This is a genomic window from Sphingomonas corticis (assembly GCF_012035195.1).
Classification (GTDB): domain Bacteria; phylum Pseudomonadota; class Alphaproteobacteria; order Sphingomonadales; family Sphingomonadaceae; genus Sphingomonas; species Sphingomonas corticis.
The window spans coordinates 508,201-530,365 of the sequence record NZ_JAAVJH010000001.1 but is presented as its reverse complement, the minus strand read 5'-3'; the positions used below and the strand labels follow the sequence as shown (position 1 = coordinate 530,365).

General features: G+C 66.8%; 18 protein-coding genes. 6 read left to right on the top strand and 12 right to left on the bottom strand.

Translation table 11 applies throughout. The annotated features are described in order from the left end of the window. Window positions 1–290: ATP-binding protein (locus HBH26_RS02690; protein WP_168133013.1), on the top strand; the 290-nt coding region annotated here is incomplete at its 5' end. Window positions 291–554: 264 nt separating this feature from the next. On the opposite strand, the gene HBH26_RS02685 is transcribed toward HBH26_RS02690, so the two are convergent. Both HBH26_RS02685 and HBH26_RS02680 read right to left on the bottom strand, forming a co-directional pair. Continuing rightward, window positions 555–1,454, bottom strand: a complete 900-nt coding sequence (locus tag HBH26_RS02685; RefSeq protein ID WP_168133012.1) for a hypothetical protein — start codon at window positions 1,452–1,454, stop codon at window positions 555–557. Continuing rightward, on the bottom strand, window positions 1,451–2,692 hold the full coding sequence (locus HBH26_RS02680) for a hypothetical protein (RefSeq protein ID WP_168133011.1): 1,242 nt from the start codon (window positions 2,690–2,692) through the stop codon (window positions 1,451–1,453). The genes HBH26_RS02685 and HBH26_RS02680 overlap by 4 nt, the downstream gene beginning before the upstream one ends. Window positions 2,693–2,795: 103 nt before the next feature. Here HBH26_RS02680 and HBH26_RS02675 point away from each other — a divergent pair, with 103 nt between their 5' ends. The 5 genes from HBH26_RS02675 to HBH26_RS02655 all read left to right on the top strand — a co-directional run bounded on the left by HBH26_RS02675 (window position 2,796) and on the right by HBH26_RS02655 (window position 12,210). Next, the gene (locus tag HBH26_RS02675) at window positions 2,796–4,721 is read left to right on the top strand and encodes a hypothetical protein (protein WP_168133010.1); all 1,926 of its coding nucleotides are present in this window, start codon (window positions 2,796–2,798) and stop codon (window positions 4,719–4,721) included. Window positions 4,722–4,738: 17 nt separating this feature from the next. Next, on the top strand, window positions 4,739–5,533 hold the full coding sequence (locus HBH26_RS02670) for an OmpA family protein (protein WP_168133009.1): 795 nt from the start codon (window positions 4,739–4,741) through the stop codon (window positions 5,531–5,533). Next, window positions 5,530–6,930 (top strand): EH signature domain-containing protein, encoded by a 1,401-nt coding sequence (locus HBH26_RS02665; protein WP_168133008.1) that lies wholly within the window; start codon window positions 5,530–5,532, stop codon window positions 6,928–6,930. Before HBH26_RS02670 ends, HBH26_RS02665 begins: the two co-directional genes overlap by 4 nt. Next, window positions 6,923–9,889 carry a DEAD/DEAH box helicase gene (locus HBH26_RS02660; protein WP_168133007.1) on the top strand — a complete coding sequence of 989 codons (2,967 nt, stop codon included), beginning with the start codon at window positions 6,923–6,925 and terminating at the stop codon, window positions 9,887–9,889. The genes HBH26_RS02665 and HBH26_RS02660 overlap by 8 nt, the downstream gene beginning before the upstream one ends. Before the next feature lie 422 nt (window positions 9,890–10,311). Next, window positions 10,312–12,210 carry a DUF262 domain-containing protein gene (locus tag HBH26_RS02655; RefSeq protein WP_168133006.1) on the top strand — a complete coding sequence of 633 codons (1,899 nt, stop codon included), beginning with the start codon at window positions 10,312–10,314 and terminating at the stop codon, window positions 12,208–12,210. A gap of 16 nt (window positions 12,211–12,226) precedes the next feature. On the opposite strand, the gene HBH26_RS02650 is transcribed toward HBH26_RS02655, so the two are convergent. From HBH26_RS02650 to HBH26_RS02610, 10 genes are all read right to left on the bottom strand, one after another. After that, window positions 12,227–15,247: a type I restriction endonuclease subunit R gene (locus HBH26_RS02650; RefSeq protein ID WP_168133005.1), complete on the bottom strand. Its 3,021-nt coding sequence runs from the start codon at window positions 15,245–15,247 to the stop codon at window positions 12,227–12,229. Then, window positions 15,244–15,825, bottom strand: a complete 582-nt coding sequence (locus HBH26_RS20360) for a restriction endonuclease subunit S (RefSeq protein ID WP_209308263.1) — start codon at window positions 15,823–15,825, stop codon at window positions 15,244–15,246. Before HBH26_RS20360 ends, HBH26_RS02650 begins: the two co-directional genes overlap by 4 nt. Further along, window positions 15,818–16,516, bottom strand: coding sequence for a restriction endonuclease subunit S (locus HBH26_RS20355; protein WP_209308262.1), 699 nt, complete (start codon window positions 16,514–16,516; stop codon window positions 15,818–15,820). Before HBH26_RS20355 ends, HBH26_RS20360 begins: the two co-directional genes overlap by 8 nt. Then, the gene (locus HBH26_RS02640; protein ID WP_168133004.1) at window positions 16,513–18,087 is read right to left on the bottom strand and encodes a type I restriction-modification system subunit M; all 1,575 of its coding nucleotides are present in this window, start codon (window positions 18,085–18,087) and stop codon (window positions 16,513–16,515) included. Before HBH26_RS02640 ends, HBH26_RS20355 begins: the two co-directional genes overlap by 4 nt. Continuing rightward, the gene (locus tag HBH26_RS02635) at window positions 18,084–18,326 is read right to left on the bottom strand and encodes a hypothetical protein (RefSeq protein WP_168133003.1); all 243 of its coding nucleotides are present in this window, start codon (window positions 18,324–18,326) and stop codon (window positions 18,084–18,086) included. The genes HBH26_RS02640 and HBH26_RS02635 overlap by 4 nt, the downstream gene beginning before the upstream one ends. Before the next feature lie 127 nt (window positions 18,327–18,453). Next, complete coding sequence (locus HBH26_RS02630) at window positions 18,454–19,212, bottom strand: hypothetical protein (protein WP_168133002.1); 759 nt, start codon at window positions 19,210–19,212, stop codon at window positions 18,454–18,456. 112 nt (window positions 19,213–19,324) lie between these two features. Then, on the bottom strand, window positions 19,325–19,669 hold the full coding sequence (locus HBH26_RS02625; protein ID WP_168133001.1) for a hypothetical protein: 345 nt from the start codon (window positions 19,667–19,669) through the stop codon (window positions 19,325–19,327). A gap of 134 nt (window positions 19,670–19,803) precedes the next feature. Then, window positions 19,804–21,000, bottom strand: a complete 1,197-nt coding sequence (locus tag HBH26_RS02620) for a DUF6791 domain-containing protein (protein ID WP_168133000.1) — start codon at window positions 20,998–21,000, stop codon at window positions 19,804–19,806. Next, window positions 20,975–21,283, bottom strand: a complete 309-nt coding sequence (locus HBH26_RS02615; protein ID WP_168132999.1) for a hypothetical protein — start codon at window positions 21,281–21,283, stop codon at window positions 20,975–20,977. The genes HBH26_RS02620 and HBH26_RS02615 overlap by 26 nt, the downstream gene beginning before the upstream one ends. Before the next feature lie 78 nt (window positions 21,284–21,361). Further along, on the bottom strand, window positions 21,362–22,054 hold the full coding sequence (locus HBH26_RS02610) for a hypothetical protein (RefSeq protein WP_168132998.1): 693 nt from the start codon (window positions 22,052–22,054) through the stop codon (window positions 21,362–21,364). Between the last annotated feature and the right edge of the window lie 111 nt (window positions 22,055–22,165).

Sequence of the window (22,165 nt, the reverse complement as noted above, 5' to 3'; positions counted from 1 at the left end):
TCGGCAAGGCCGGCACGCTGGCGGCCCAGCTCTCCCGGCTCGACCTCGTGGTGCTCGATGAGCTCGGCTACCTGCCCTTTGCCCGCTCGGGCGGTCAGCTGCTCTTCCACCTCGTCAGCAAGCTCTATGAGCAGACCTCCGTCATCGTCACGACGAACCTCGCCTTTGGTGAGTGGCCGACGGTCTTTGGCGACCCCAAGATGACCACCGCGCTGCTCGACCGCATTACCCACCATTGCGACATCGTCGAAACCGGCAACGACAGCTGGCGCTTCAAACACCGAAGCTGACGCCCGGGGCACCCGCAGAGAACGCTTCGCGCTGGTTGCGCCTCCGGTCGGGCTACGCCCGCCCTACGCCGCAACCAGCGCGAACGGTGCGACCCCCATACCCGTCACGCTGCTTGACGAAGGGGGTCCCTTTTGCACGCCGATAGGGGGTCCTTTTTGGACGCCGATTGACATATTCGGCGAGGACGACGACCACTCGTTCCAATCGCCACACTGGTATTGATCGAACCGCGGACGATGCTCATCCTTCCGTTCGCACGCCGGTCATGCGACGCATGACAGGATCTCGATAAGGGGATCCAGATACACCTCCACCTGTCGGCGATCCGTCATCCGCTTCAGGTCCGTCGGGATCAGCTCGTCGTAGTCCTCGCGCGACGCTACCCCGGTGTCCAGCAGGGCCTGGAGCATCGTGCGGCGCAGGATGCCGTGCTCCGGTCTGACGTCGGGAAAGGAGCGCTTGATCTCGACGTCGCGCAGTCTGATCAGGAGCCGGTGCGCCTCGTCGACGTCGATCATTCCGGTCGGCACGAAGGCGAGTGCTCGCTCCCGTGCATCGTCGAGGCGTCGGTCGCTTTCTTCCGCCGATGCCGCGACAGTCGGTGATGAACTCTCCGTGATCGCTTCCACTGCAACCGTCTCCCGAACGGTGCCTTCGACGAACACGTCCTGGTCGCTTTCGTCTGATCCGCGCTTCGGCTCTTCGTTGACTCCGTCGAAGCGTTCGTCCGCGGAGGAGAGGCTTACCGCTTCAATTGAACTCGCGGCGCCGTTCGCCTGCGGCCCGGACAGCCCGGTCGTGCTTTCGGGTTCCGCTTCACCTTCGCCGTTATCGTCGGTGGTCGACCGGCCGGCGACTCGGTCGCGGTCGGAGGTGCCGAGGCGTCGCCATAGAGGACCGCTGCCCGTTCCGACCTTTATCGGGTTGAGCAGGATCTCGACTTCATGCAGCGTCCACTCGCTCGCGGTCGACTCAACGCCGGGACGCGACGCGTCGATTAGCAGAGCGGTAGCGACAAGGGTTCCATCGTCCCGCAGGATGCCGACACGCATCCGCAGTTCCGTGGGGCGGGATCGACGGATCACGTCGCTGCGGCCGGAAAGCAGCGTCTCGGCTTCTACGGGACTGACGAGAAGCGCGTGAGATATGGATGTCATGGTCATTGCGCCTTGAGCCACTGAAAGTCGTTCGGTTGCGCGGCCTTGTCCGATACGAGCACCGACCAGCGTAGACCGCTCTTCTTGTAGTAGAGCCTACCGTCGCGGCCGCGTCCCGTGCCCATGTGTACCTCGAGCCAGCCATCCGCCGCATGGACCCGCTTACCACCGACCGAAACGGGATCGTCGATCAGCAGCCTCAGCTTGCCGTATAGGTCCCGGCGGTCCTCAACCTCCGTCAGGATGAAGTCGGCCGAGCCGCGCACCAGGTCTATGCCGGGCAGCAAGGTTCTGAGCACCGTCTGCAGTTCGGCATCCGCTCTCGCCTGCTTCCTGGTGGCGGGCGCAGGCCGCTCGTTCGGTCGCGCCGAAGCCTCGGCGAGAGCAGCTTCGGCGGCTTCGAGGCCGATGCGCAGCTGGGTGACGCTCTCCTCCGCCTTCGTCCATGACGCGAGTGCGTCGTCCCGGTCCGCCGTGAGAACGTCGACGCGCTCGTTGAGATCGGCCACAAGGCCATCGTCGACGACGGGGGTCTGCGAACGCAGCGCCGAAATGCCCGCTCTCAGGAAGGCCGCCTCCGTCTCCAGTCTGCGGCTGGCGCGCTCCGCCTCATACCGCGCGCCGTCAAGTTCCGCCTGGTTCGCGTCCGCGGCGGCGATGGCCGTGGCGAGTTCGCGCTCGGCGTTTACCAGGCGGGTCGCAAGCCGGTCGTGGTCCCGACGGAGCCGAGCATTGACAAGCTCAGGCGTGGCCGCGTCGGGTGGAACGTCGGGCTCTGCGACGTCGGCGAGCAGTTGCGCGAGCTCCCAGTCTCCCGGCGCGTCAGTCGGGTCGAGCCTCACGAACCAGTCGTGCAGAAGTCCGCTCTCTCCTTCCCGGAACGAGGGACCGTGATGTTCGACCGCGACGGCGGCGCTGGCCAGGCGGGACAGCGTTTCGGCCAGAAGCGCCTCGGATCCGTTCACGAAGAGGTATGGCCGCGTTCCGGACCGATCCAATGTCCAGAACGTCCGACCCGTCCCGATCGACAACTCGGGCGCTTCCAGGCAGATCGGCGCCTCGGAGGGGTAGCACCATCTGCCATCCATCGCGGCGCGGCCGGCCCGGGCGAGAGGGTAGACGAGCCCCATGTATTCGACGCCGATCGAACCGTCCGGCATGCGTCTCGGCAGGCGATCGATCCTGTCGACGACCGTCCCATCCCTCTCCAGCGTGACTTCGATCGGTCGCAGCACCTTGTTCACGGCTCGTTGTTACGTTGACTCCCGTCGGCATGGCTATCACGCTGATGTCGCGATCAGAACATCGGATCGAAGGGGGCGATCGGGAGTGGATATCGGCAGTATTGTGATGTGGCCGATCGAGCACGGCATACCGCTAGTGTTCGGCTGGCAGCCGACGCCTCTCGTCCTTTCGGTCGCGATCGTCGCCTATGCCTGGTGGCGCTACATCAAGGGGCGGGACGAGCTCGACGCGTTCGATGCTGCGCTGGACCGTTTCGGCGCCCGTCTGGCGAGCTACGACGGCGACGGTCTGAAGTTCGTCGGTGACGTCGAGGCTCTCTGTGAGGAGTTCGGTGACGACCGGTACATCGGCCACGCCTGGCGGGGCTACGTCGCAGATCTCCACCAGGACGAGCGGACCGGCCGCGTCGCCTCGGGGCTGCCGCCGAGCGAGTTCTTCAACCCGCGTCTGTTCAGACAGGGGCGCATCGACCTGCGATCGTTCGAGGGTGTGCCGAACCAGCTCGTCGGGCTCGGCCTGCTCGCGACGTTCCTCGGCCTCGTGGCGGCGCTCTTCATCGCACGAGACGGCATCCAGGCGGATCTGGAGGCGTCCAAGCTCGCGCTTCGCAAGCTGCTGGGGGCGGCGGCCGCCAAGTTCCTGACATCGGTGACCGCGCTTGGAGCGTCCCTGATCTTCGCGTGGCGCAAGAACCGGCGCCTGCACGCGACCGAACTCCACATCGAGAGGATCAATCGCGAGCTGGAGCGCCTCGTCCTGCCGCTCAGTTCCGAGCGGTTGGCGGCGGACTCCTTCGCCGAGCTCGGGCGCCAGACTACCCAGCTGGAGCGCTTCAACCAGGATCTGGCAGTCAGCATTGCCCAGGCCCTTGACGAGCGGATCGGCAGGACCTTCGCGACCGCACTCGCGCCGGTTCAGGAAGCGATCGACGGGATGGCCGGCAAGCTGGGCGACATAAACCAGTCGGCGCTCGAACGCATGGCCCAGCAGTTCGCCGGGGAGCTGAGCGGAGCGGCGGAGGAGCATACGCGCCGACTGGGCGAAATGCTTGAGACGGCGGCCGAGGCGATCGGTGCCCTTCCTGGTCAGATCGACGCGGCAGGCGAGAGCTTCAGGGCGGGTATCGAGGAGGGGTCGAAGGAACTCGCGACGAGTTTCGCGGCGGCGGGCGAGAACCTGGACGCCTCGCTGCGGCAGTCAACCGAGGGAATGACAGGAGCCGTGCGGCAGGTCGCAGCCGAGGTCGAGGCCGGAGCCACCGCTGCGCGCCGCGAGCTGGAGCAGGCTGCGACGGACGTCGGTGATGCGATGAAGACGGGCGTGACCGAATTGTCCACGTCGATGATCGCCGCGGTCGACAACCTGGACGCCCGGATCTCGGAGGCGGGCGTGCAGCTCTCCCGTTCCCTCGATGGGGCAGCCGGGCGCATCGAGGCCAGTGCGGACTCGCTCGGGTCGGTCTCCGAGCGGAGTGCCGCGCTTGCGGACAGCCTGACCCGAACCAGCGATGCTCTCGCGCGGCAGTTCGAGGGCGCCCTCGAAGCAGCCCGCGGCGTCACCGAGGGGCTCGGCAGCCTCGTCGCCCAGGTCGACAAGGCGGGAGAGTCCGCGGAAGCGCTGGGCGCATTGGCCGCCTCCATGACCACCGTCTCGGAGCGGCTCGAGCGAGTGGCCGAGCGCGTCGATGAAGTCGCCGATCGCGCCGACGCCACAAACGAGAGGTCGTCGGAGCTGGTCGAGGGTCTGACGCGGCGAGTGGAGGTCATCAATCGCGATCTCGGCGCCCTCAACAACGCGCTATCGGGCGCGATGCAGAAGCTGTTCGAGGGGCTTGGCACCTTCGGCGAGCGGACCAGCGGCTTCGTGAAGTCGGTCGACAAGGAACTCGCCGAGGCGGTCGGGCGCCTCAGCGCCGCCGTGCAGCAGCTGGACGAGGTCCTGGACGACCTGCCTCGCCGAGGCGACTTCAAGGCCTTCGCCGACGCGGTGTCGCGCGCGGGCTTCGAACGGGTCGAGGCTGCCGAGTGAAGCGGGGCTGAGGGCGCGTGCCACGCAGGACCAGGACCATCGACGCGCCGCAAGGGCGGGAGGAGGAGAGCTACTTCGTCTCCCTCAACGACCTGCTCATCGGCATGCTGTTCGTGTTCATCATTCTCCTGATGATCTTCGCGCTCAACTATCAGAGTGCGGAGGCCAGGCTGAACCACCGGATCGCGGCGCTGGAGGACGAACTCGGCGGTCGGGAGGATCAGCGCGCCGGGCTGCTTCGCCGTCTTAAGAAGGAGCTGGCGCGTGCCGACGTTCCCGTCGAGATCGACGAGAAGAACGGTGTTCTGCATCTTCCCGAGACGGTGCTGTTCGCGTCCGGCTCGGCCGACCTCGGCGATCGCGGCCGTGCGGCGCTGACACGCCTGGCGTCGCTGCTCGCCCGCGAACTCCCCTGCTACGGCCAGCTCGGCGGTAGGGCGGGGCACGACTGTCCGGACGGTTCCGAGCCGATCCTCGAGGCGGTCTACGTCGAGGGGCACACCGACGTGATCCCGATCGCCACCGCCCGCTACTCCGACAACTGGTCCCTCTCCTCCGACCGATCGATCCAGACATACAGGTCCATGGTGCAGGCGGCACCCAGCCTCGAGGGCATCCGAAACGCGGCCGGCAACGCCACGCTGTTCGGCGTCAGCGCCTATGCCGCTCAGCGTCCGATCGCCGACAACGCGACGGTGGACGGCCGGGCGCGTAACCGCCGCATCGACGTGCGCTTCCTGATCGCGCCTCCGACGAAGGGCGACATCAAGGCCACGTCGTCGGTCGGCTCTTTTCTCGGCGCGGTCGAGTGACGGGGTTTTCGGCGACCCTTGCAAGCCTGAACGGCCTGTCGGCTTTAGCCTTCGATCTCGAGAAGCACATCCCGGCGGAGCCGCTGATGCGGACCGCCGCACGGAGGGTTGCCGAACTCTTCGAGGTGCCGACCCGGCCCGGCGAGGAGGAATTGCTGCGGGCGCTGCAGGCGTTCGCGGCATGGTGCGAAGGCGGGCGCCAGCCTTCATCCGAACATTGGCTTCTCGCGCCATGGGTGTGCCTCCAGGGCCGCCCCCGACTGCTGGATCGCGACACCTTCGCCTCTGAGTTCGGTCGCAGGCTTGCGGCGGAACGGCAGCCGCGACTGCTCAAGGCTATGCTGCACAGCTACCTTCGGGACTGGGAGGAGGGGGCGAGCGCTACGGCGGCAGCGGGTCGCATGATCGGCCGCGAGCTCGAGAGGCACTCCGCTGCCTGGGCTGTGCGCTGGCGCGATCGTGCGCAACGAGTGATGCTCTTCCAGTCTGACGGGCTGACCGACCGCATGACCGATGCGGCGCTCTCGCAGAACGGCGATGTTCGGCTCCTGCTTCGAGATCTTGGCTTCACGACCGAGCTGCTTGCCCAGTCGGGGTTCCATGCGCCGCTGGCGACGCGTCTCGCGGTTAGGCTGTCGCGGGAACTCACGACCGGGCGACCCATCACCGGTGCGGCCGTGGCGAACGTCCTCGGCTTTCTGCGGACCGGCGGAACTCTACGCTTCCCCGGCGAGCGGGTGCAGCTGGCCGAACTGCTCCTCGCGCCCTTCGCGACCCGCGACCTCGCCAACGTCGAGGCGAAGGCCGCGCTCGTCGGCTTCTTCGACGAGCTCTACGGCGATCCGCGGAGCCACCCGAAGGCGTGGGTGGACATAAGCCAGGACGCCCGCCGGACGATCACCCGCTGGCTCGCGCGAAAGGCGCTCGACCTCTTCTTCGACATCCTGAGTGCGACTGCGGATCCAATTTGGAGATGGCGGAAGGCCTTCTGGCTGGCGCTGGAGCGCAAGGGCGCCATCGACGACGCCTGGCCCGTGTTCGGCCGGCAGGCGGTCGAGTGGCTGGCGCGCAATCCGGCTCAGAAGAAGCGGGTATCCTCCTTCGCGACGCTGTCGGGAGCGGAGCGGAAGCAGTCGGTCATGCTTATGCGGATCGGCGGCTACGTCGTCGCCGAGTGGAGCCATGCGGGCTCGGTCCGCATCTGGGCGCAGGACGATGCCAGGGCGCCGGCGCTGGGCGACTACGTCTACTCTGCCGACGAGGTCCGGGCCGACTGCCTCTACGACCAGCGGCACGACGGGACGGCACGCTACGCCTGGCAGAGCGATCTGGGCGACTGGCTGGCCAGCAGGATCGGGGTGCGGATCGGTATCAACGAGATGAGGCCGCATGCCTGAGCTGAAGCTGGAGTGGATGTCCGAGGAGGACTGGGTCGTGGTGAGCGGGCTCGCCGCGGCCGGTCCCGTCGACGTGGAGAGCTGGCCAGGCGCGGCCGCGCCCGGGCTAGTGCCGGCGGTCGGCGCGCTGTGGCGGCTGGTCGAGGACGAGGTCGCGCTCGCCCAGGGGAACGAGCTGCATCTGCCTCATGCCGAGGCGGCGGCGCTCTCTCCCGCGATCCGCTCGGCATTGGGTCTGCCGGCCGCTCCGCCCGTCACGCTCTTCGTCCAGCATCAGGACACGATCGACCGGGATGCCTTCAGGGTGGATCATCGATGGCACCATCTCGATGGCCGGCCGGTTCTGGGTGCCAAGCGCGACGGCGCGTTCCTCACGTTGGGTACGCGTCGCTATCTGCTGCCGTCGGAGCTCTTCGAGATCGCGGCTGCGATCGACCGCTTCAACGCCCTTCCCGCGACTGACCCGGATGGTCGTGCGGCGGCCTGGATGGATGTGCAGGAACTCCTGCCTACGCTGGGGGACCGGGGGCCCATCGACGCGTCGCCATATCTCCGGCAGGTCCGGGTGGCGCATGCCGGCGCGTTCACGCTGCGGCCTTTCGAGCGCGACGGCGAGATCGACTTCGACCCGGTGCTCTTCGCCGCGAAGCCCGGCGGATCCGACGAGGTGACCGAGGGCGAGCCGCTCGATCGTGACGGCGCGCCTCCGGTCGATCCCGAGCCGCTCCTGCCCGAGCATCTGCAGAAGGCGTTCGCCGATGCGCGCTTCCGGCAGTTTACGGACGCGCGGGGTCGATACGCCCTTCCGGATGGCTGGCTGCTGATCCTGTCACCGCCGCTGCGAAAGGCCATGGGAGTGGCACGGCAGGTGCAGCGCGCAGGCGGCGAGGTCGCCCGCGACTTCGTCCGCAACCCGCGCGGCTACCTACGCGAGGCCCTCGGCGGCGAACTGGACGAGCACCTCGTCGAGGAGCTCTTCAGGGAGACGCGCGAGTTCTCCGAGCGGGTTCACGCCATCGGGCTCTGGCAGAAGAAGGTGCTGCCCTGGGTCCAGGTGCCGCGCGAGCCGTGGCTGCCACCGGAGGTGGTCGGTCTGGTGGTCGATGGTGCGCCGATTCAGCTGCCCGCCGAGCGCATTTCCGAACTGGCTGACCGGATCCGGGACGCCATTGACCAGGGCCGGCCGGAGGTGGTGTTCGACGGCACTTCCATTCCCGCAACCGAACAGACGCTGGCTTCGCTTGGAGAGATCCAGCGAGCGCTGGCGGGGGGTGAGGCGAAGCTCGATAGTGCCGCTGACGAGAGCGCCGACGGTAAGGGCGACGAGGACGCGCCAGGCGGTCGGGAGCCGACCGGCGGGACCGAGCCGCACGTCCTACTGGTCCGGAACAACTTCGAGGAGGTCGTCTTCAACAGCGACCCCGCTCCCCGGGTGCCGCCCGTCGATGCAGGCCTCCATGAGGCTCTGCTTCGGTCCGTGCCGAAGCCGCATCAGCGCGAAGGCGTGGATTGGCTGCAGCGCTGCTGGCAGGCGGGCTGGACCGGCGCCCTGCTGGCCGACGACATGGGTCTGGGCAAGACGTTTCAGACGCTGGCGTTCTTTGCATGGATCCGGGAGGCGATGCGACGGGGACTGGTGGAGCGGGCACCGCTGCTGATCGTCGCGCCCACGGGTCTGCTCCGCAACTGGGAGAAGGAGCACGAGATCCACCTCGCCGAGCCGGGTCTCGGAAGCGTCCTTCGCGCCTACGGCTCGTCGCTGCGTGCACTGCGGACGGGAGCGGGATCCGAGCTCGAGATCGCCCGACCGGTCCTCGACGTGGAGCGGATGGCGGCGGCCGACTGGGTGCTGACCACCTACGAGACGCTGCGGGACTACCAGCACAGCTTCGGTCGCATCCGCTTCGGCGTGATCGTGTTCGACGAGATCCAGAAGATCAAGACGCCCGGCACGCAGGTCACCGATGCAGCGAAGGCGATGCAGGCGGAGTTCTCGCTGGCGCTGACCGGAACGCCGATCGAGAACCGGCTGGCCGACCTGTGGTGCCTCATGGACACCCTTCATCCTGGAGCGCTTGGCGGGCTGAAGGACTTCAGCCGTCGTTACGAGGATCGACCAGACCCCGAGGACCTCAGACGTTTGAAGGACGCTTTGTCGGTGCCCGGTCCCGAGCGGCCGGCCGTCATGCTCCGACGCATGAAGGACGAGGTTCTGGAAGGGCTGCCGACCAAGACCGAGCACGTTCGCAAGGTCGCCATGCCGGACGTGCAGGCGAACGCCTATTCGGCGGTGGTTGCCGAGGCGCGTCGGCGGAAGGACCGCGGCAAGATGCTTGAAGCGCTGCAGGCCATGCGGGCCGTCTCGCTTGCACCGCTGGAGCGCTCGATGGTCGCATCCGACGAGGATTACGTCCGATCGTCAGCTCGGCTCACGGCGGCGGTGTCGATCCTGGACGAGATCAGGGACCGTGGCGAGAAGGCGCTCCTCTTCGTGGAGATGCGGGCGGCGCAGGCCGACCTGGCTGGCGTGCTGCAGCGCCGTTACGGCCTGACCCGCGCGCCCATGATTATCTCCGGCGAGGTGGCGGGACCGAGGCGTCAGGAGCGCGTCGATGCGTTCCAGGCGGGGCCGCCCGGGTTCGACGTCATGATCCTGTCACCGAAGGCGGGAGGCGTCGGTCTGACGCTGACGGCGGCGAACAACGTGGTGCACCTCACCCGATGGTGGAACCCCGCTGTCGAGGATCAGAGCACGGATCGATGCTACCGCATCGGTCAGCAGCGCCCGGTCAACGTCTACTTGCCGATGGCGCTCTTGCCGGGCGGCGAGGAGCACAGCTTCGACAGCCGACTTCATGCGCTGCTCGCACAGAAGCGGGCGTTGAGCCGGGATCTGCTCATGCCGCCGGCGCTGTCGGACGAGGATGCTCGACGACTCTATGAGGAGACGATCGGGTGATGGGAAAGCGTGTGCGACTGCCCGGGCCAACGCCACATTCGCCATCTGTTCATCATTACCTTACTCGCACAGATCGGAGGGTTGCTCGGACGCACTTCGGGGCGGAGGTGGGAAGCGAAGATTTAGGCTGGATCCTCCTCGCCGCCACCTGACCTGTATTTCCAGCGCCTGCCGTGCCGGTTCTTTGGCATTATGAGACGCGCAGCGAACCGGCCTGCGTTACGAAGTCTACCAAGTTCGTCTCGGCCTTGTAGGCGACGTAGAGCTTGAGGTAATCTTTCCGTACACCTCGTCCAGGGCGAGGATCTCCTGACGCAACGCATCGAACAGTAGCCCGGTGCAGGACGGCGCGCGCTCTGGGTGGACGCCCGATGCGCCGCCGGTATCAAGAGCATAGGACAGGCAGGCAAGGACGGCGGGCAATGGACGCGGACGATCACAAGGTCGAGGCCGTCTTGAAGGAGGACCGACGTTTCATCGTTCCCCTCTACCAGCGTAAATACCAGTGGGCTGAGCACCGGTTGCTGCCCTTCTGGGAGGACGTTCAGGCGAAAGCTGCCGAGGTGCTGTCGGGCGAGAGCCGGTTCGAGCACTACATGGGCGCGCTCATCCTCGCTCCGATCGACATCGGGTCGCAGATCAGCAAGACTCCGGTCGTGCAGGTGGTCGACGGCCAGCAGCGGCTGACGACGTTCCAGCTGTTCCTGGTGGCCCTGCGCGAGGTGGCCCGGCGGCACGGTCTCGCGGACTTCATCGACCACGTGAACGGCTACCTGTTCAACAACACCAAGAGCAAGGACACCGACCCGCTCACCCGTTACAAGCTGACGCCGACCCCGTCGGACCGCGAGCTGTTCCACGATCTCATGGAACTCGACCATCAAGCGGTCACGGCGCGCTACCGCCATCTCTTCTGGGGCGCCGGCGTGCCGAAGAACACGCCGTTCCCCGCCTTCCGCGCCTACGTCCTGTTCGATCGCTGGATCGAGGAGTTCGTCAAGACCGGGCCGAGTGACGAGGCTCCACCGGAGGATCCGCTCGACGAGCATGCTGTCGAGGGTGGGTCTTCCGAGGATCTCGCGGGCGAGCGTCTCGAGGCGCTGCTGAACGCCGTGCTGGAGCGTCTCAAGCTGGTCGTCATAAGCCTGGGCGAGAACGACGACGCCCAGGTCATTTTCGAGACCCTGAACTCGAAGGGCGAGCCGCTGCTGGCGATGGACCTGGTCCGGAACAACATCTTCCACCGCGCCGAGAAGGAGGGGGCGAAGGTCGAGGATCTGTATCGCAAGCTGTGGGACCCGCTCGACGACGCCTGGTGGCGGGAGCCTGCGCCGAACGCGCGCCCGACGAGGCCGCGGATCGACCACTTCCTGGCGCACGCTCTGGCCGCCGAGACCGGGGCCAAGATCTCGATGCGTGAGCTCTACGCCGAATATCGTTCCTTCGCCCTGCCGAAGGGGAAGCCCCGATACCCGAAGGTCGAGGACGAACTGCGGCTGCTCGCACACTACGCGCCGCTTTACGAGACGCTTGAGGGCAGGAGGCAGGGCGATGGAGACCTCGCATGGTTCGGGCGGAAGATGGCGGCATGGCAGGTCACGACCGTCTACCCGGTCGCGATGCAGCTGGGCCGTGACGGCGTCGATAGGCACGCCCGGTCCACCATCTGCCGCCTGCTCTACTCCTACCTCGTGCGCCGCGCGCTGTGCGACCTCACGACGAAGAACCTGAACAACGTGTTCGCCGGCCTGGCGTCGCACTTCGTGGAGAACGGGGTGTCGGTGGCGTCGTTTACCGCCTTCTTCGACGGCCGTGACGGCGATAGCTCCAGGTTCCCGGACGATGAGGAGCTCCGACAGGGCATCCTGACAAGCGACGCCTACGCCATCGCGCCCAAATCGCGTCTCGTCGACGTCCTGTGGGAGCTGGAGGTGGCCTCGCGCTCGACCATGGCGGAAACCGCCGAGCGGCCGGCGGATCTCTGGATAGAGCATGTTATGCCGCAGACCTGGACGGCCGAATGGCCCTTCGGCGACGGTGTCGTCCACGATGGGCCGTATGGAACGTCGACGCAGGCGATCGCCAGGCGGGCGGCGATCGGCACGCTTGGCAACCTCACGCTGGTGACGAGCGGGTTGAACATCTCCGCGGGCAACAAAAGCTTCTCGGAGAAGCGGGCCAAGTTCGACGTCCACACCGGCCTGTTCCTGAACAAGTGGTTCGGCAAGCGGATGGACTGGAGGGAGACGGACATCTCAGATCGTGGGGAGCACCTGTTCGAACTGGCCCGAACCATCTGGCCACCGCTGACATCGGCATGACCGTCTGCTCGCGCGGTCAGCTCAGCCCGAAGTAGCGGTCGAAGAACGCCGACAGCCGGCCGATCACCGAATCCTTTCGCGCGGCATGCCCGCCGCCCTTCGCGAACCTCGACACGGGCGGCATGATCCTAGTGATCGCGACTCCAGCGGTGGGTATGGCACCGTCGCGGAAGGCGTCGGCGACGAACGCCTGCGTCGCGGCCGGATCGAGCCTCTCCTCGACGATGATCCGGTCCAGCTCCTCCACCTTCCTCGCGGCGACGAAGGCGCTCCACTGCGCGTTGACCTTGCCGCTGGACGAAACCGAGTCGACGAACCGCTCAATCAGGTCCTTCTTATTCCGCAGCGACGGGCTGGAATCGATGGCGCGTTCTATCGTCGCCCTGATCTCCTTGTCCTCGCCGGTGCCTCTGGCTGCGAGGTAGCGTTCCACGAGCATCAGGATGTAGTCGACGTTGATCTCGACCTGCTTGACCAGCTCGATCTCGAAGACGACGTCGTCGTTGATCGCCTCGCGCTCCGCCTCGGACGTCGTGCGGAATTCGGCGTAGAGGTTGAGGTAGACGCTGAGGTGGTCCTGGAACTCGCGATCGGTCAGAATCTCGGCGCCGGCGAAGGCGTCGAACGCGGTGAGGATGTTGCGCAGGCGCAGGATCGCGCCGAACAGCTTAACGAACGCCTTCTGCGCCGTCTCGCCGATGATCGGGGAGCCGAGCGGAAAGCCGTTCCGCAAATCCTCGACCCGTCTGGCGTATTCGTCGTGGTATTCGGCGTAAGGCTTCAGGAGGACGATGCCCTTCGCGTCCTTGTTGCCGAACAGTGCGAGCGCGTCGTTCGTCTCCTCCTCCAGATCGCGGAAGGAGACGATGTTGCCGTAGGTCTTGACCGAGTTGAGGATGCGGTTGGTGCGGGAGAAGGCCTGGATGAGGCCGTGCGACCGCAGGTTCTTGTCCACCCACAGCGTGTTGAGGGTCGTGGCGTCGAATCCGGTCAGGAACATGTTGACGACGATGACGATGTCCAGCTCGCGCCGCTTAAGGCGGTGCGACAGGTCCTTGTAGTAGTTCTGGAACCGGTCGGCGGACGTGTCGAAGCTGGTGCTGAACAGCGCGTTGTAGTCGCGGATCGCGTCGTCGAGGAAGTCGCGCGAGCTCTGGTCGAGTCCGTCCGTCTCGAACGCCTCGTCGCCGAGCAGATCGTCGTCCGCCTCGTTGGCGGCGAAGCTGTAGATCAGGCCGATCTTGAGCCGCTGCGCCGGGGGCACCCCCTCCTGCTGCCGCGCGAACTCGGCGTAGTAGCGCTTGGCGGCGTCGATCGATGCGGTGGCCAGGATGGAGTTGAAGCCGGCGAGGCGGCGGCCATCGTGCCGGTATCCGCTGGCGCGCCGCGTCTTCTGGTCGAAGTGCTCGCGGACGTAGCCAACAACCTGCCCGATCCGCTCGGGTGACAGCAACGCCCGTTCGGTGTCGATGGCGGACACCTGCTTGTCCTTGATCGCCGTGCCCGTCCTGATCGTGTTGATGTAGTCGATACGGAAGGGCAGCACGTTCCTGTCGCTGATGGCGTCGACGATCGTGTAGGTGTGGAGCCTTTCGCCGAACGCCTGTTCGGTGGTCCGTCGCGCGGGGTTGCCGCCGTTTCCGGAGTTCTCGGCGAAGATGGGCGTGCCGGTGAAGCCGAACAGGTGGTAGCGGCGGAACGACCGGGTGATCTCCGCGTGCATGTCGCCGAACTGGCTGCGGTGGCACTCGTCGAAGATGACCACGACGTGCGCGTCGTAGATCGGATGCCGCCGATTGGTGGCGACAAAGCGCGACAGCTTCTGGATGGTGGTGATGATGATGCGGGCGTCCGGGTCGGACAGCTGCCGCTGGAGGACCGACGTGGAGGCGTTCGAGTTGGCGGCCCCGCGCTCGAACCGCTCATATTCCCGCATGGTCTGGTAGTCGAGGTCCTTGCGGTCGACGACGAACAGCACCTTGTCGACGTCCGGCAGGTCGCGGGCGAGCTGGGCGGCCTTGAAGCTGGTCAGCGTCTTGCCGCTGCCCGTGGTGTGCCAGACGTAGCCTCCTGCGGCTACGGTCCCGAGCTGTCGGGCGTTGGTCGCAGTCAGGATTCGCAGCAGGATGCTCTCCGCCGCCACGATCTGGTAGGGCCGCATCACCAGCAGCTTCCTATCGACGTCGAACACGCAGTAGCGCGTCAGAACGGCGAGAAGGGTGTGCCTAGCGAAGAAGGTCTTGGTGAAGCCGACCAGGTCGGTGATCGGCCGGTTCTTCGCGTCCGCCCACCAACTGGTGAACGCATAGCTGTTCGAGGTCCTGCCGCGGACGCGCTTGCCACGCTGCTCGGCGAGGTGCCCGTCGCGCACCGTGTTACTGTAGTATTTGGTCAGTGTGCCGTTGCTGATGACGAACAGCTGGACGTATTCGAACAGGCCCGAGCCAGCCCAGAAGCTGTCGCGCTGGTAGCGGTCGATCTGGTTGAACGCCTCGCGGATGTCGACGCCGCGGCGCTTCAACTCGACATGGACCATCGGCAGGCCGTTGACGAGGATCGTCACGTCGTATCGGTTCGCCCGCAAACCGGTGACCTCGTACTGGTTCACGACCTGCAGCGCGTTGTTGTGGATGCTGTCCTTGTCGATCAGGTGGACGTTGCGGAACGTGCCGTCGTCCCGGCGCAGCACCTGGACGTGGTCCTCCTGGATGCGGGCGGTCTTCTCCACGATGCCGTCGTTAGCGGCGGCAATACATGTGCTGAAGAAGCGCTCCCACTCGGCCGGCGAGAACGCGATGCCGTTCAGCCGCTCGAGCTGTCGGCGCAGGTTCGCGATCAGGTCGGCCTCCGACGCGATCGCCAGATGCTCGTAGGCCTGTCCCCGCAGCTGGCGAACAAGCGCGGCCTCCAGCTCCGCCTCCGACTGGTAGCCGGCGTCGTTCGGTCCTGCCGCCTCCTGCTGGTATTCGGCCACGACGGTGCTCTCGCCGGAGACGGCGATCGCTTCGTAGCGGTTGGGCGGCGGCGCTTCGGTCATGCGGCCTGTCTGAACGTCAGGAGCCTGTCGCGATAGTGTTGGTATTGACGGCGGCGGGCGGCAATCTCTGCCGGCAGACCGCTCGACAGGTCGTTCACCAGCGCGTCGAACTTGTCGAGGATGCTGACGATGCGGTCCTGCTCCTCGCGCGGGGGGACGGGGATGGTCAGGCGGGCGAGGCTCTCGCCGGACAGGCGCTTCACCTTCGCGCGGGCTACAAACCTGTTCTTCTCCGCATGGAAGGTTGAGGTCTGGAGGTAGTAGGAGACGAACTTCGGGTTCTGGTCGTGACTGAACGTGAAACAGTCGTCGTGCACCGCCACGTCCTCGTCGCCCAGCCACGCCACCGCCTTGCCGACATCCTCGACCGTCTCGCCCACGGCGGCGATGACGACGTCGCCCGGTTTGGCGAACCGGAGCGAGCGGGCCATGTCCGCCCGCACGTGTGACACCGCGGCGGTCGCGGACGTGCCGTAGCTGGTGTAGATGTCACCGTAGTGGATGCAGCCGATACCGCCGGAGGCATAATCCTCCTTCGTGAACCGACGTCCCCGAGTGAGCTTGCCCAAGTCACCCAAGCGCGCTATCCTTCTTGCTTGCTTGCTTGCTTGCTTGCTTGCTTGCTTGCTTGCCGGTCCGCTCGAAGCTCAGCAGACTGTCCCGATAGTGGCGATATTGCGCACGTCGCGCCTCCAGCTCCGCCTCCAGCTCCGCCTCCAGCTCCGCCTCCAGCTTGGTGAAGCTGTCGAGGATCACAACAACTTTTTGCTGCACCTCGAGGGGTGGAACGGGCACCAGGATCTTCGCCAGGCTTTTCGCCGAAACGTCGATGACCTTCGTGCCGGTGGCATGGCGCTTCTTCTCCGCGAAGAACTGCGGCGTCTGGAGGTAGTAGGAGAGGAACTTCGGATCCTGATCGTGCTTCAGAACGGTCGCGTGCCCGCCGGTCACAATCTGGTCGTCGCCGAGCCACGCTACCGCCTTGCAGACGTCGTCAATGTTCTCGCTGGTGTTGGTGACGACAAGGTCGCCGGGATCGACCTTGGCCAGACGGGCAGCCTTCTCCGGCGGGATGAACGACTTCGTCTCGGTCGTCCACGTCCCGTAGTAGGTGTAGATCTGACCGTAGTGGATGCAGCCTACCCCGGCTTCGGAGAAATCCGACTTCGGCATTCCGTTGCCACGGACGAGCCGGGCTATGTCGCCGATCGGCTTGTATTCGACACCGGCCGGGCAGAGCTCTTTGAGCATCGCATCGATCTGATTCATGCCGCTTCCCCTTCCAGATCGGCGACGATCGCGTCGATCGCCTCCCGCAGCCGCACTTGCCGCTCGACGATGCCGGCGATCTCCACGTTCAGCGCGGTGATGTCGACCGCCTGCCGCGTGTCGGCCTGCTCGACGTAGGAGGATACCGAAATGTTGTAGCCGTTCTCGGCGATGTCGGCATTGTCCACCAGCCTGGCGAAGTGCGGCACGTCCTCGCGCATAGTGAATGCGTCGAGGATGCGCTGCCGGTGCGCCGGCGCCAGCGTGTTCTTGTTGCCCAGCCGAGCGAACTGGGTGCCGGCGTCGATGAACAGCGTGGCGTTGTCGCGCTTCGACTTCTTCAGCACGATGATGCAGGTCGCGATGCTGGTGCCGAAGAAGAGGTCGGGCGGCAACTGGATGACGGCGTCCACGAAGTTGTTGTCGATCAGATACTGCCGGATCTTCTGCTCGGCGCCGCTGCGGTAGAGGACGCCGGGGAACTCGACGATTGCGGCGGTGCCGTCCACCGCCAGCCAGTGTAGGATGTGCATGGCGAAGGCGAGATCGGCCTTGCTCTTGGGCGCCAGCACGCCGGCCGGGGCGAAGCGGGGATCGTTGATGAGCAGCGGGTTGGCGTCGCCGTCCCACCGGATCGAATAGGGTGGGTTGGAGACGATCGCCTCGAACGGCTCGTCGTCCCAGTGCGCTGGATCGATCAGCGTGTCCCCGTGCGCGATGTCGAACTTCTCGTAGTTCACGTCGTGCAGGAACATGTTGATCCGGCACAGATTGTAGGTCGTCAGGTTGATCTCCTGACCGAAGAAGCCCTGCCGCACCCGGTCGTGGCCCAGCACCTTGGCGAAGCTCAGCAGCAGCGAACCGGAGCCGCAGGCCGGGTCGTAGACCTTGTTGACCTCGGTCTTCCCGGCGACGGTGATGCGGGCGAGCAGCTCGGACACCTCCTGCGGCGTGTAGTACTCACCCCCGGACTTGCCTGCATTCGACGCATACATCTGCATCAGGTATTCGTAGGCGTCGCCGAACAGGTCGATGGTGTTGCCGTCGAAGCCGCCGTTGGTCAGCGGCAGGTCGCCGATCGCCTCCAGCAGCTTGACCAGCTTTTCGTTGCGCTTGGCGACGGACGTGCCCAGCTTGTTGCTGTTGACGTCGAAGTCCTCGAACAACCCGCGGATGTCGGGTTCGCTCTCCGTGCCGTTGGCGGACCCCTCGATCGCGCGAAAGACATTGAACAGCGTCTCGTTCAGGTTAGCGTCGGTGCGCGCGCGGCGGCGCACGTTGGCGAACAGCGCGGACGGTAGGATGTAGAAGCCTTTCTCCCTGACCGTTTCGTCGCGTCCCAGTTCCGCGTCCTCGTCGCTGAGCGCGGCATAGTCGAAATCGGAGTCGCCGGCGCGGCGCTCCTGGTCGTTCAGGTAGGCGGCGAGGTTCTCGGAGATGAAGCGGTAGAACAACGCGCCGAGGACGTAGGTCTTGAAGTCCCACCCGTCGATGCTGCCGCGCAGTTCGTTGGCGAGGCGCCAGATGGTCCGGTGGAGTTCGGCGCGTTCGAGGTCGCGGGTTCCGCTCATTGCTTCCTGCTTTCGTCTTCTCGGATATCGATGCGGCCGAGCACCGCATCCAGCTCCAGCCTTCGTTCGGCCAGCAGGCGCCGAAGCCGGTCTTCCAGATCGATCGGGGTCGGATGCCGACCGTCAAGCCAGTTCCTGATCGTGCGGTATGTCGTTCCTAGATCACGAGCGACGGACGTGTGCCAGCGGTCTCCGTAAAGCGCGCGTCCAGCCGCTACGAGAACGTCAATCGCCTGCATGGCTTCATGGATATATGAAGCGGCGGTGTCCCGCAATGGCAAGTTGCCGAGATGTTCCGGTAATCAAGTCCCGCTGCGCCTTCTCCTGCTTCGAGGCGAGCGGGATAAGTTTAGTCTGCCGGAATCCTCAATGGCGGTCGGCATCGGCGATCAGCCGCGCCCCCGATGGCAGCGCATTGAGCGCCCGCAGCGTCAGCATGGCCTCCGGTGTCGGCGACACGAGGTAGGTCGGCGTGGCGTGAAAGCACAGGCGGTAACGGTGCCACCTCTCCAGCTCGACCACGTGCGCGTGGGTGCGGTTGCCGGCGATCCGCTCAAACTCGTCGACGAGCCCCCGCATCATGCCGCCGTCCGTCCGCGCCGTTGGCCGGCTGGCGAAGCGGGACTTGACCTGGCAACCGCCCTGATCCCTGCTGAAGATCTTCGCGACGTGGCCGTCCTCGCAAGACGACTGCACGGTCGCCAGCTCCCAGTCGGAGCAGTGCGCCTGGACGGCTCCACGCAGCAGACTGGTGTAGGCGGAGGCCATGGCGTCCGCGTCCGCCCTCGTCTCCGCCGTCACTGCGGACGACAACACCCTGCGCCATCCGGCGAGCGTCACGAGGATGACGGCGACGTCCCCGTCGGCGATCACGTCGATCGGGGAACACGCCGGGCCGACGATCTCCGCAGCGAACCTCCGCCGCTTCGGCGACAGCGGCGTGCGTAGGAAGACCCTGCCGCGAGACAGGGTGACGCTGGCTCCGGTTCGGCGGCCGGGAAGATCCGTCAGAGAGAGGCGGGTCCATTCCGGCGAACGCACCGGTGGGATGTCGACCGGGCTGCCCAGGAGATCGAGCACGGCGTCGAGAAGTCCCACGGCGTAGATCCGCTGGGCTTCCGTCATGTGAAGAAGCCATCTTTCCTGCATCAGTCGCTCCGAAGTCGTGATGGTCTACGTTTAGGCGCTGGGTCCTCAGTCGAAGCCGCATGTCCCGTGCGCCAGGCGGAGCGGGACGTCAGGCGCGGGCGATCAGCGAGATCACGCGGGTCCGGAGCCGCCCGGGGAAGGCGGCGGCGAGGTGGGTGGCCACGCGCTCGCACATCCGCTCGTCCAGCTCGAGGTCGCCGAACGCCTCCGACCACCGGCGCTCCACGGTCCAGCAGCGGAAGGTGGGACACCGCCGCAGCAGGCCGAGGCGCCGGAAGGAGGCGGCGAGCGTCGCGTCACGCGTGTCGATCATCACGCTCGACGATCCCCGCATCTCGGAAGGGCCGCGGCGTCGCACGTGCGGGACGACGCTTTCCTCGGCAAGCACGCCGGCCAGTTCGACCGCTTCGAAGACCGACGCGTCGAGACGCACGGCCTCTGCATCGCGTCGCGGCCCGGCGTGCGTCCGCCGCCCCGCACCGACGCCCGGCTCCAGACGCACCGACCGGTCCGTTCCCATCCGACGGTCGACGGGTCGGCGTCCCCCGCCGTCGTTGCCGGACTCGCTCACTTCGTACCATCACGGTCGCCGCGCCCTTCGCGGTGCAGGGCGCCCGTCTCGACGACGAACACGCCGTGGTCGAAATCGCGGCCGGTAGCGTAGAAGCCCGCCATGCGCTTCCAGGCGATTACGGCGAGGGCGGCGTTGAGCGCGTTCAGCTCGGCGATCTGGACGTTGGCGGCGTAGAGCCCGCCGGGATCGCCGGTCGACGGTATGCGCGAGGCGACCGCGTCGTGCGTGTCGGGGGTGCCGAGCGTCGTGCGGACGGCTCCGACGATCCCGCCGTCGCCCATGGACAGGCCCATGCCGACATCGACGTAGGGGATGCCGCGGGCGGCGAGATGGGCGAGGATCGGCGTCCGGGCGGCACCGTCGTCGACGCAGACGAACACGAAGTCGTGCAGGTCGAGCATGGGTGCCGTGGTCGCATCGATACGCATCCGGTGCGGGACGATCCGACGGTGCAGGCGCGAGTAGGCTCGCGTCAGCAGCTCCACCTTCGGCATGGCGGCGCGAAGGTCCTCGATCCCGAACGCACCGGGACAGCGGAAGGCGTTGTGCTGCTCGAACCGGTCGGCATCGTAGAGGTGAATGGCCTGCACCGGGCACTTGGCGACGAGATCGAGCACGTATGAGCCGGTGCCGCCCAGCCCGACGATGCCGACGGATCGGCCGGCGATCCGCCCCGCGGCGGCGCCCGTGCCGGCGCGTGCCGTAGCGGTATCGGCGTAGCAGAACGGCTCGGCCGTGGAACTCGTCCGGGTCGAACGACCCACCCGTGCCGTGGCCAGCGGATCGAGCCGCTGGGCGTGGGCGCCGATGATCGCGACGTAGGTCGTCACGTATTCGTGATGGTCGAAGAATTCGCGTCCCTTGGGCTTGTTGCACAGCTGCAGGTCCGCCGGCACGCCGGGCATGATCTCTCGCGGATCCTCACCTACGATCAGCGTCTCGAGCGGGTGCCCGAGCGCGTCGCAGGGCGTCTCGCCCAGCCACCATGCGGTGTGCGAGCGGGGGCGGACGAGAACGTCGCCGGCGACCGATGCCATGACGGCGAGCGTCCCGACCCTGACGCCGCCCCCGTCGGGGGCGACGTAGGGCACGTGGCGCACGATCAGCATCCCACCGACGAGGGTCACGTCGTAACCCTCGTCGAGCAGGCGTCCGAGCTGCGGATCAGGACTTGTCGGTGAGCGAGACACTGAAGCTTTGCCCCTCGGCCACCGGCGTCGTGGTGCGGCCGGTCATCAGGCCGGACCCGGCGACGAGCGGACCGCCTTCGTAGGCGACGGTCAGCGCGGCGTAGCTGCGACCCTGCTGTTCCGGGAAGGCCAGCCGGGCCAGGTCCTTGGTGCCGATCTCGTCGCCGGCGAACAGGTGGCTGCGTCCGTTGACCACGATCGACCGCACGGCGGCGGATCGGACGAGGGCGGTGGTGGGCGGGGAGGCGTCCCCGGCGTGGTCGATGGTGTCGGTGTCGTTCATGGTCGGTGTTCCTCGTTGTCGGTTCGCGTGTGGTCGGGTGGAGCGGCGCGGGCGGGGCGCGCTGCGTCGGTCGGCGGTTCATGCGCCGACCCCGCGTTCGTCGGCGAAGGCGACGGCGTAGTCCCAGAGCGACCTTCCGGACGGCGAATCGCGCAGGAACCGCCGCTGCAGTTCGGCGAGGATGTCACCGACCAGATGCGGCTCGGTGGTGCTGCGCCCGCCGCGTCGGGCGACCTCCTGAGCGGTGGAGAGGCGCCGCAGATCCTCGCGGACGTCTGTCTGCGCCGCGACGTGGATCACCCGGCCGCCCACCGCCTCGATGGCGGCGATGGTCGGGGAACGGCGGGACGCCTGGACGATCCACGAGACGTGGGACAGGTCGAACACGCACCGCAGCCCTTCGTGCAGCCAGCGACCGGTGCGGGTGTGATCGAGCATCTCTGCCAGACGACGCGACGCCAGCGGGGTCAGATCGCGGTCGGCGAGATCAAGCAGGACGATCGGATTGGCGCAGCGCGTCAGCGTCATGGCCAGGATCGGCACAGGCACGTTCATCGTGCGCAGGCCGACGTCCTCGGCGGTGGCCTCCGTTTCCGCGCCAGCGGCTGCGACCAGCGGCACGCCGGCAAGATCGGCGATGCGGTGGGCGAGGGCCCCGCGGCCGAACCCGGGTTCACCGACGAGGACGATAGGCGGGTGTCCGAACCAGTTGCGCCCCGCCATGACCTTCGCGTGGCAGGCGTCGGCGAGGAGGGAGCGCAGGTCCAGCACGTGATCGAGTCCCGTCGCCGACGGCAGCGCGTCGGGCGGCAGCGCGGTCGCCCCCAGCAGGCGGGTCGGCCGGTCGAGGCCGAAGGTGGGGGCGTCCGCCTCGATCGGAAA

What these genes read in the sequence shown, in the direction of transcription:
- HBH26_RS02685 (WP_168133012.1), bottom strand. Translation starts at nt 1,454, where the DNA reads ATGACCATGACATCCATATCTCACGCGCTTCTCGTCAGTCCCGTAGAA.
- HBH26_RS02660 (WP_168133007.1), top strand. Translation starts at nt 6,923, where the DNA reads ATGCCTGAGCTGAAGCTGGAGTGGATGTCCGAGGAGGACTGGGTCGTG.
- HBH26_RS02655 (WP_168133006.1), top strand. Translation starts at nt 10,312, where the DNA reads ATGGACGCGGACGATCACAAGGTCGAGGCCGTCTTGAAGGAGGACCGA.
- HBH26_RS02650 (WP_168133005.1), bottom strand. Translation starts at nt 15,247, where the DNA reads ATGACCGAAGCGCCGCCGCCCAACCGCTACGAAGCGATCGCCGTCTCC.
- HBH26_RS20355 (WP_209308262.1), bottom strand. Translation starts at nt 16,516, where the DNA reads ATGAATCAGATCGATGCGATGCTCAAAGAGCTCTGCCCGGCCGGTGTC.
- HBH26_RS02640 (WP_168133004.1), bottom strand. Translation starts at nt 18,087, where the DNA reads ATGAGCGGAACCCGCGACCTCGAACGCGCCGAACTCCACCGGACCATC.
- HBH26_RS02635 (WP_168133003.1), bottom strand. Translation starts at nt 18,326, where the DNA reads ATGCAGGCGATTGACGTTCTCGTAGCGGCTGGACGCGCGCTTTACGGA.
- HBH26_RS02630 (WP_168133002.1), bottom strand. Translation starts at nt 19,212, where the DNA reads ATGACGGAAGCCCAGCGGATCTACGCCGTGGGACTTCTCGACGCCGTG.
- HBH26_RS02615 (WP_168132999.1), bottom strand. Translation starts at nt 21,283, where the DNA reads ATGAACGACACCGACACCATCGACCACGCCGGGGACGCCTCCCCGCCC.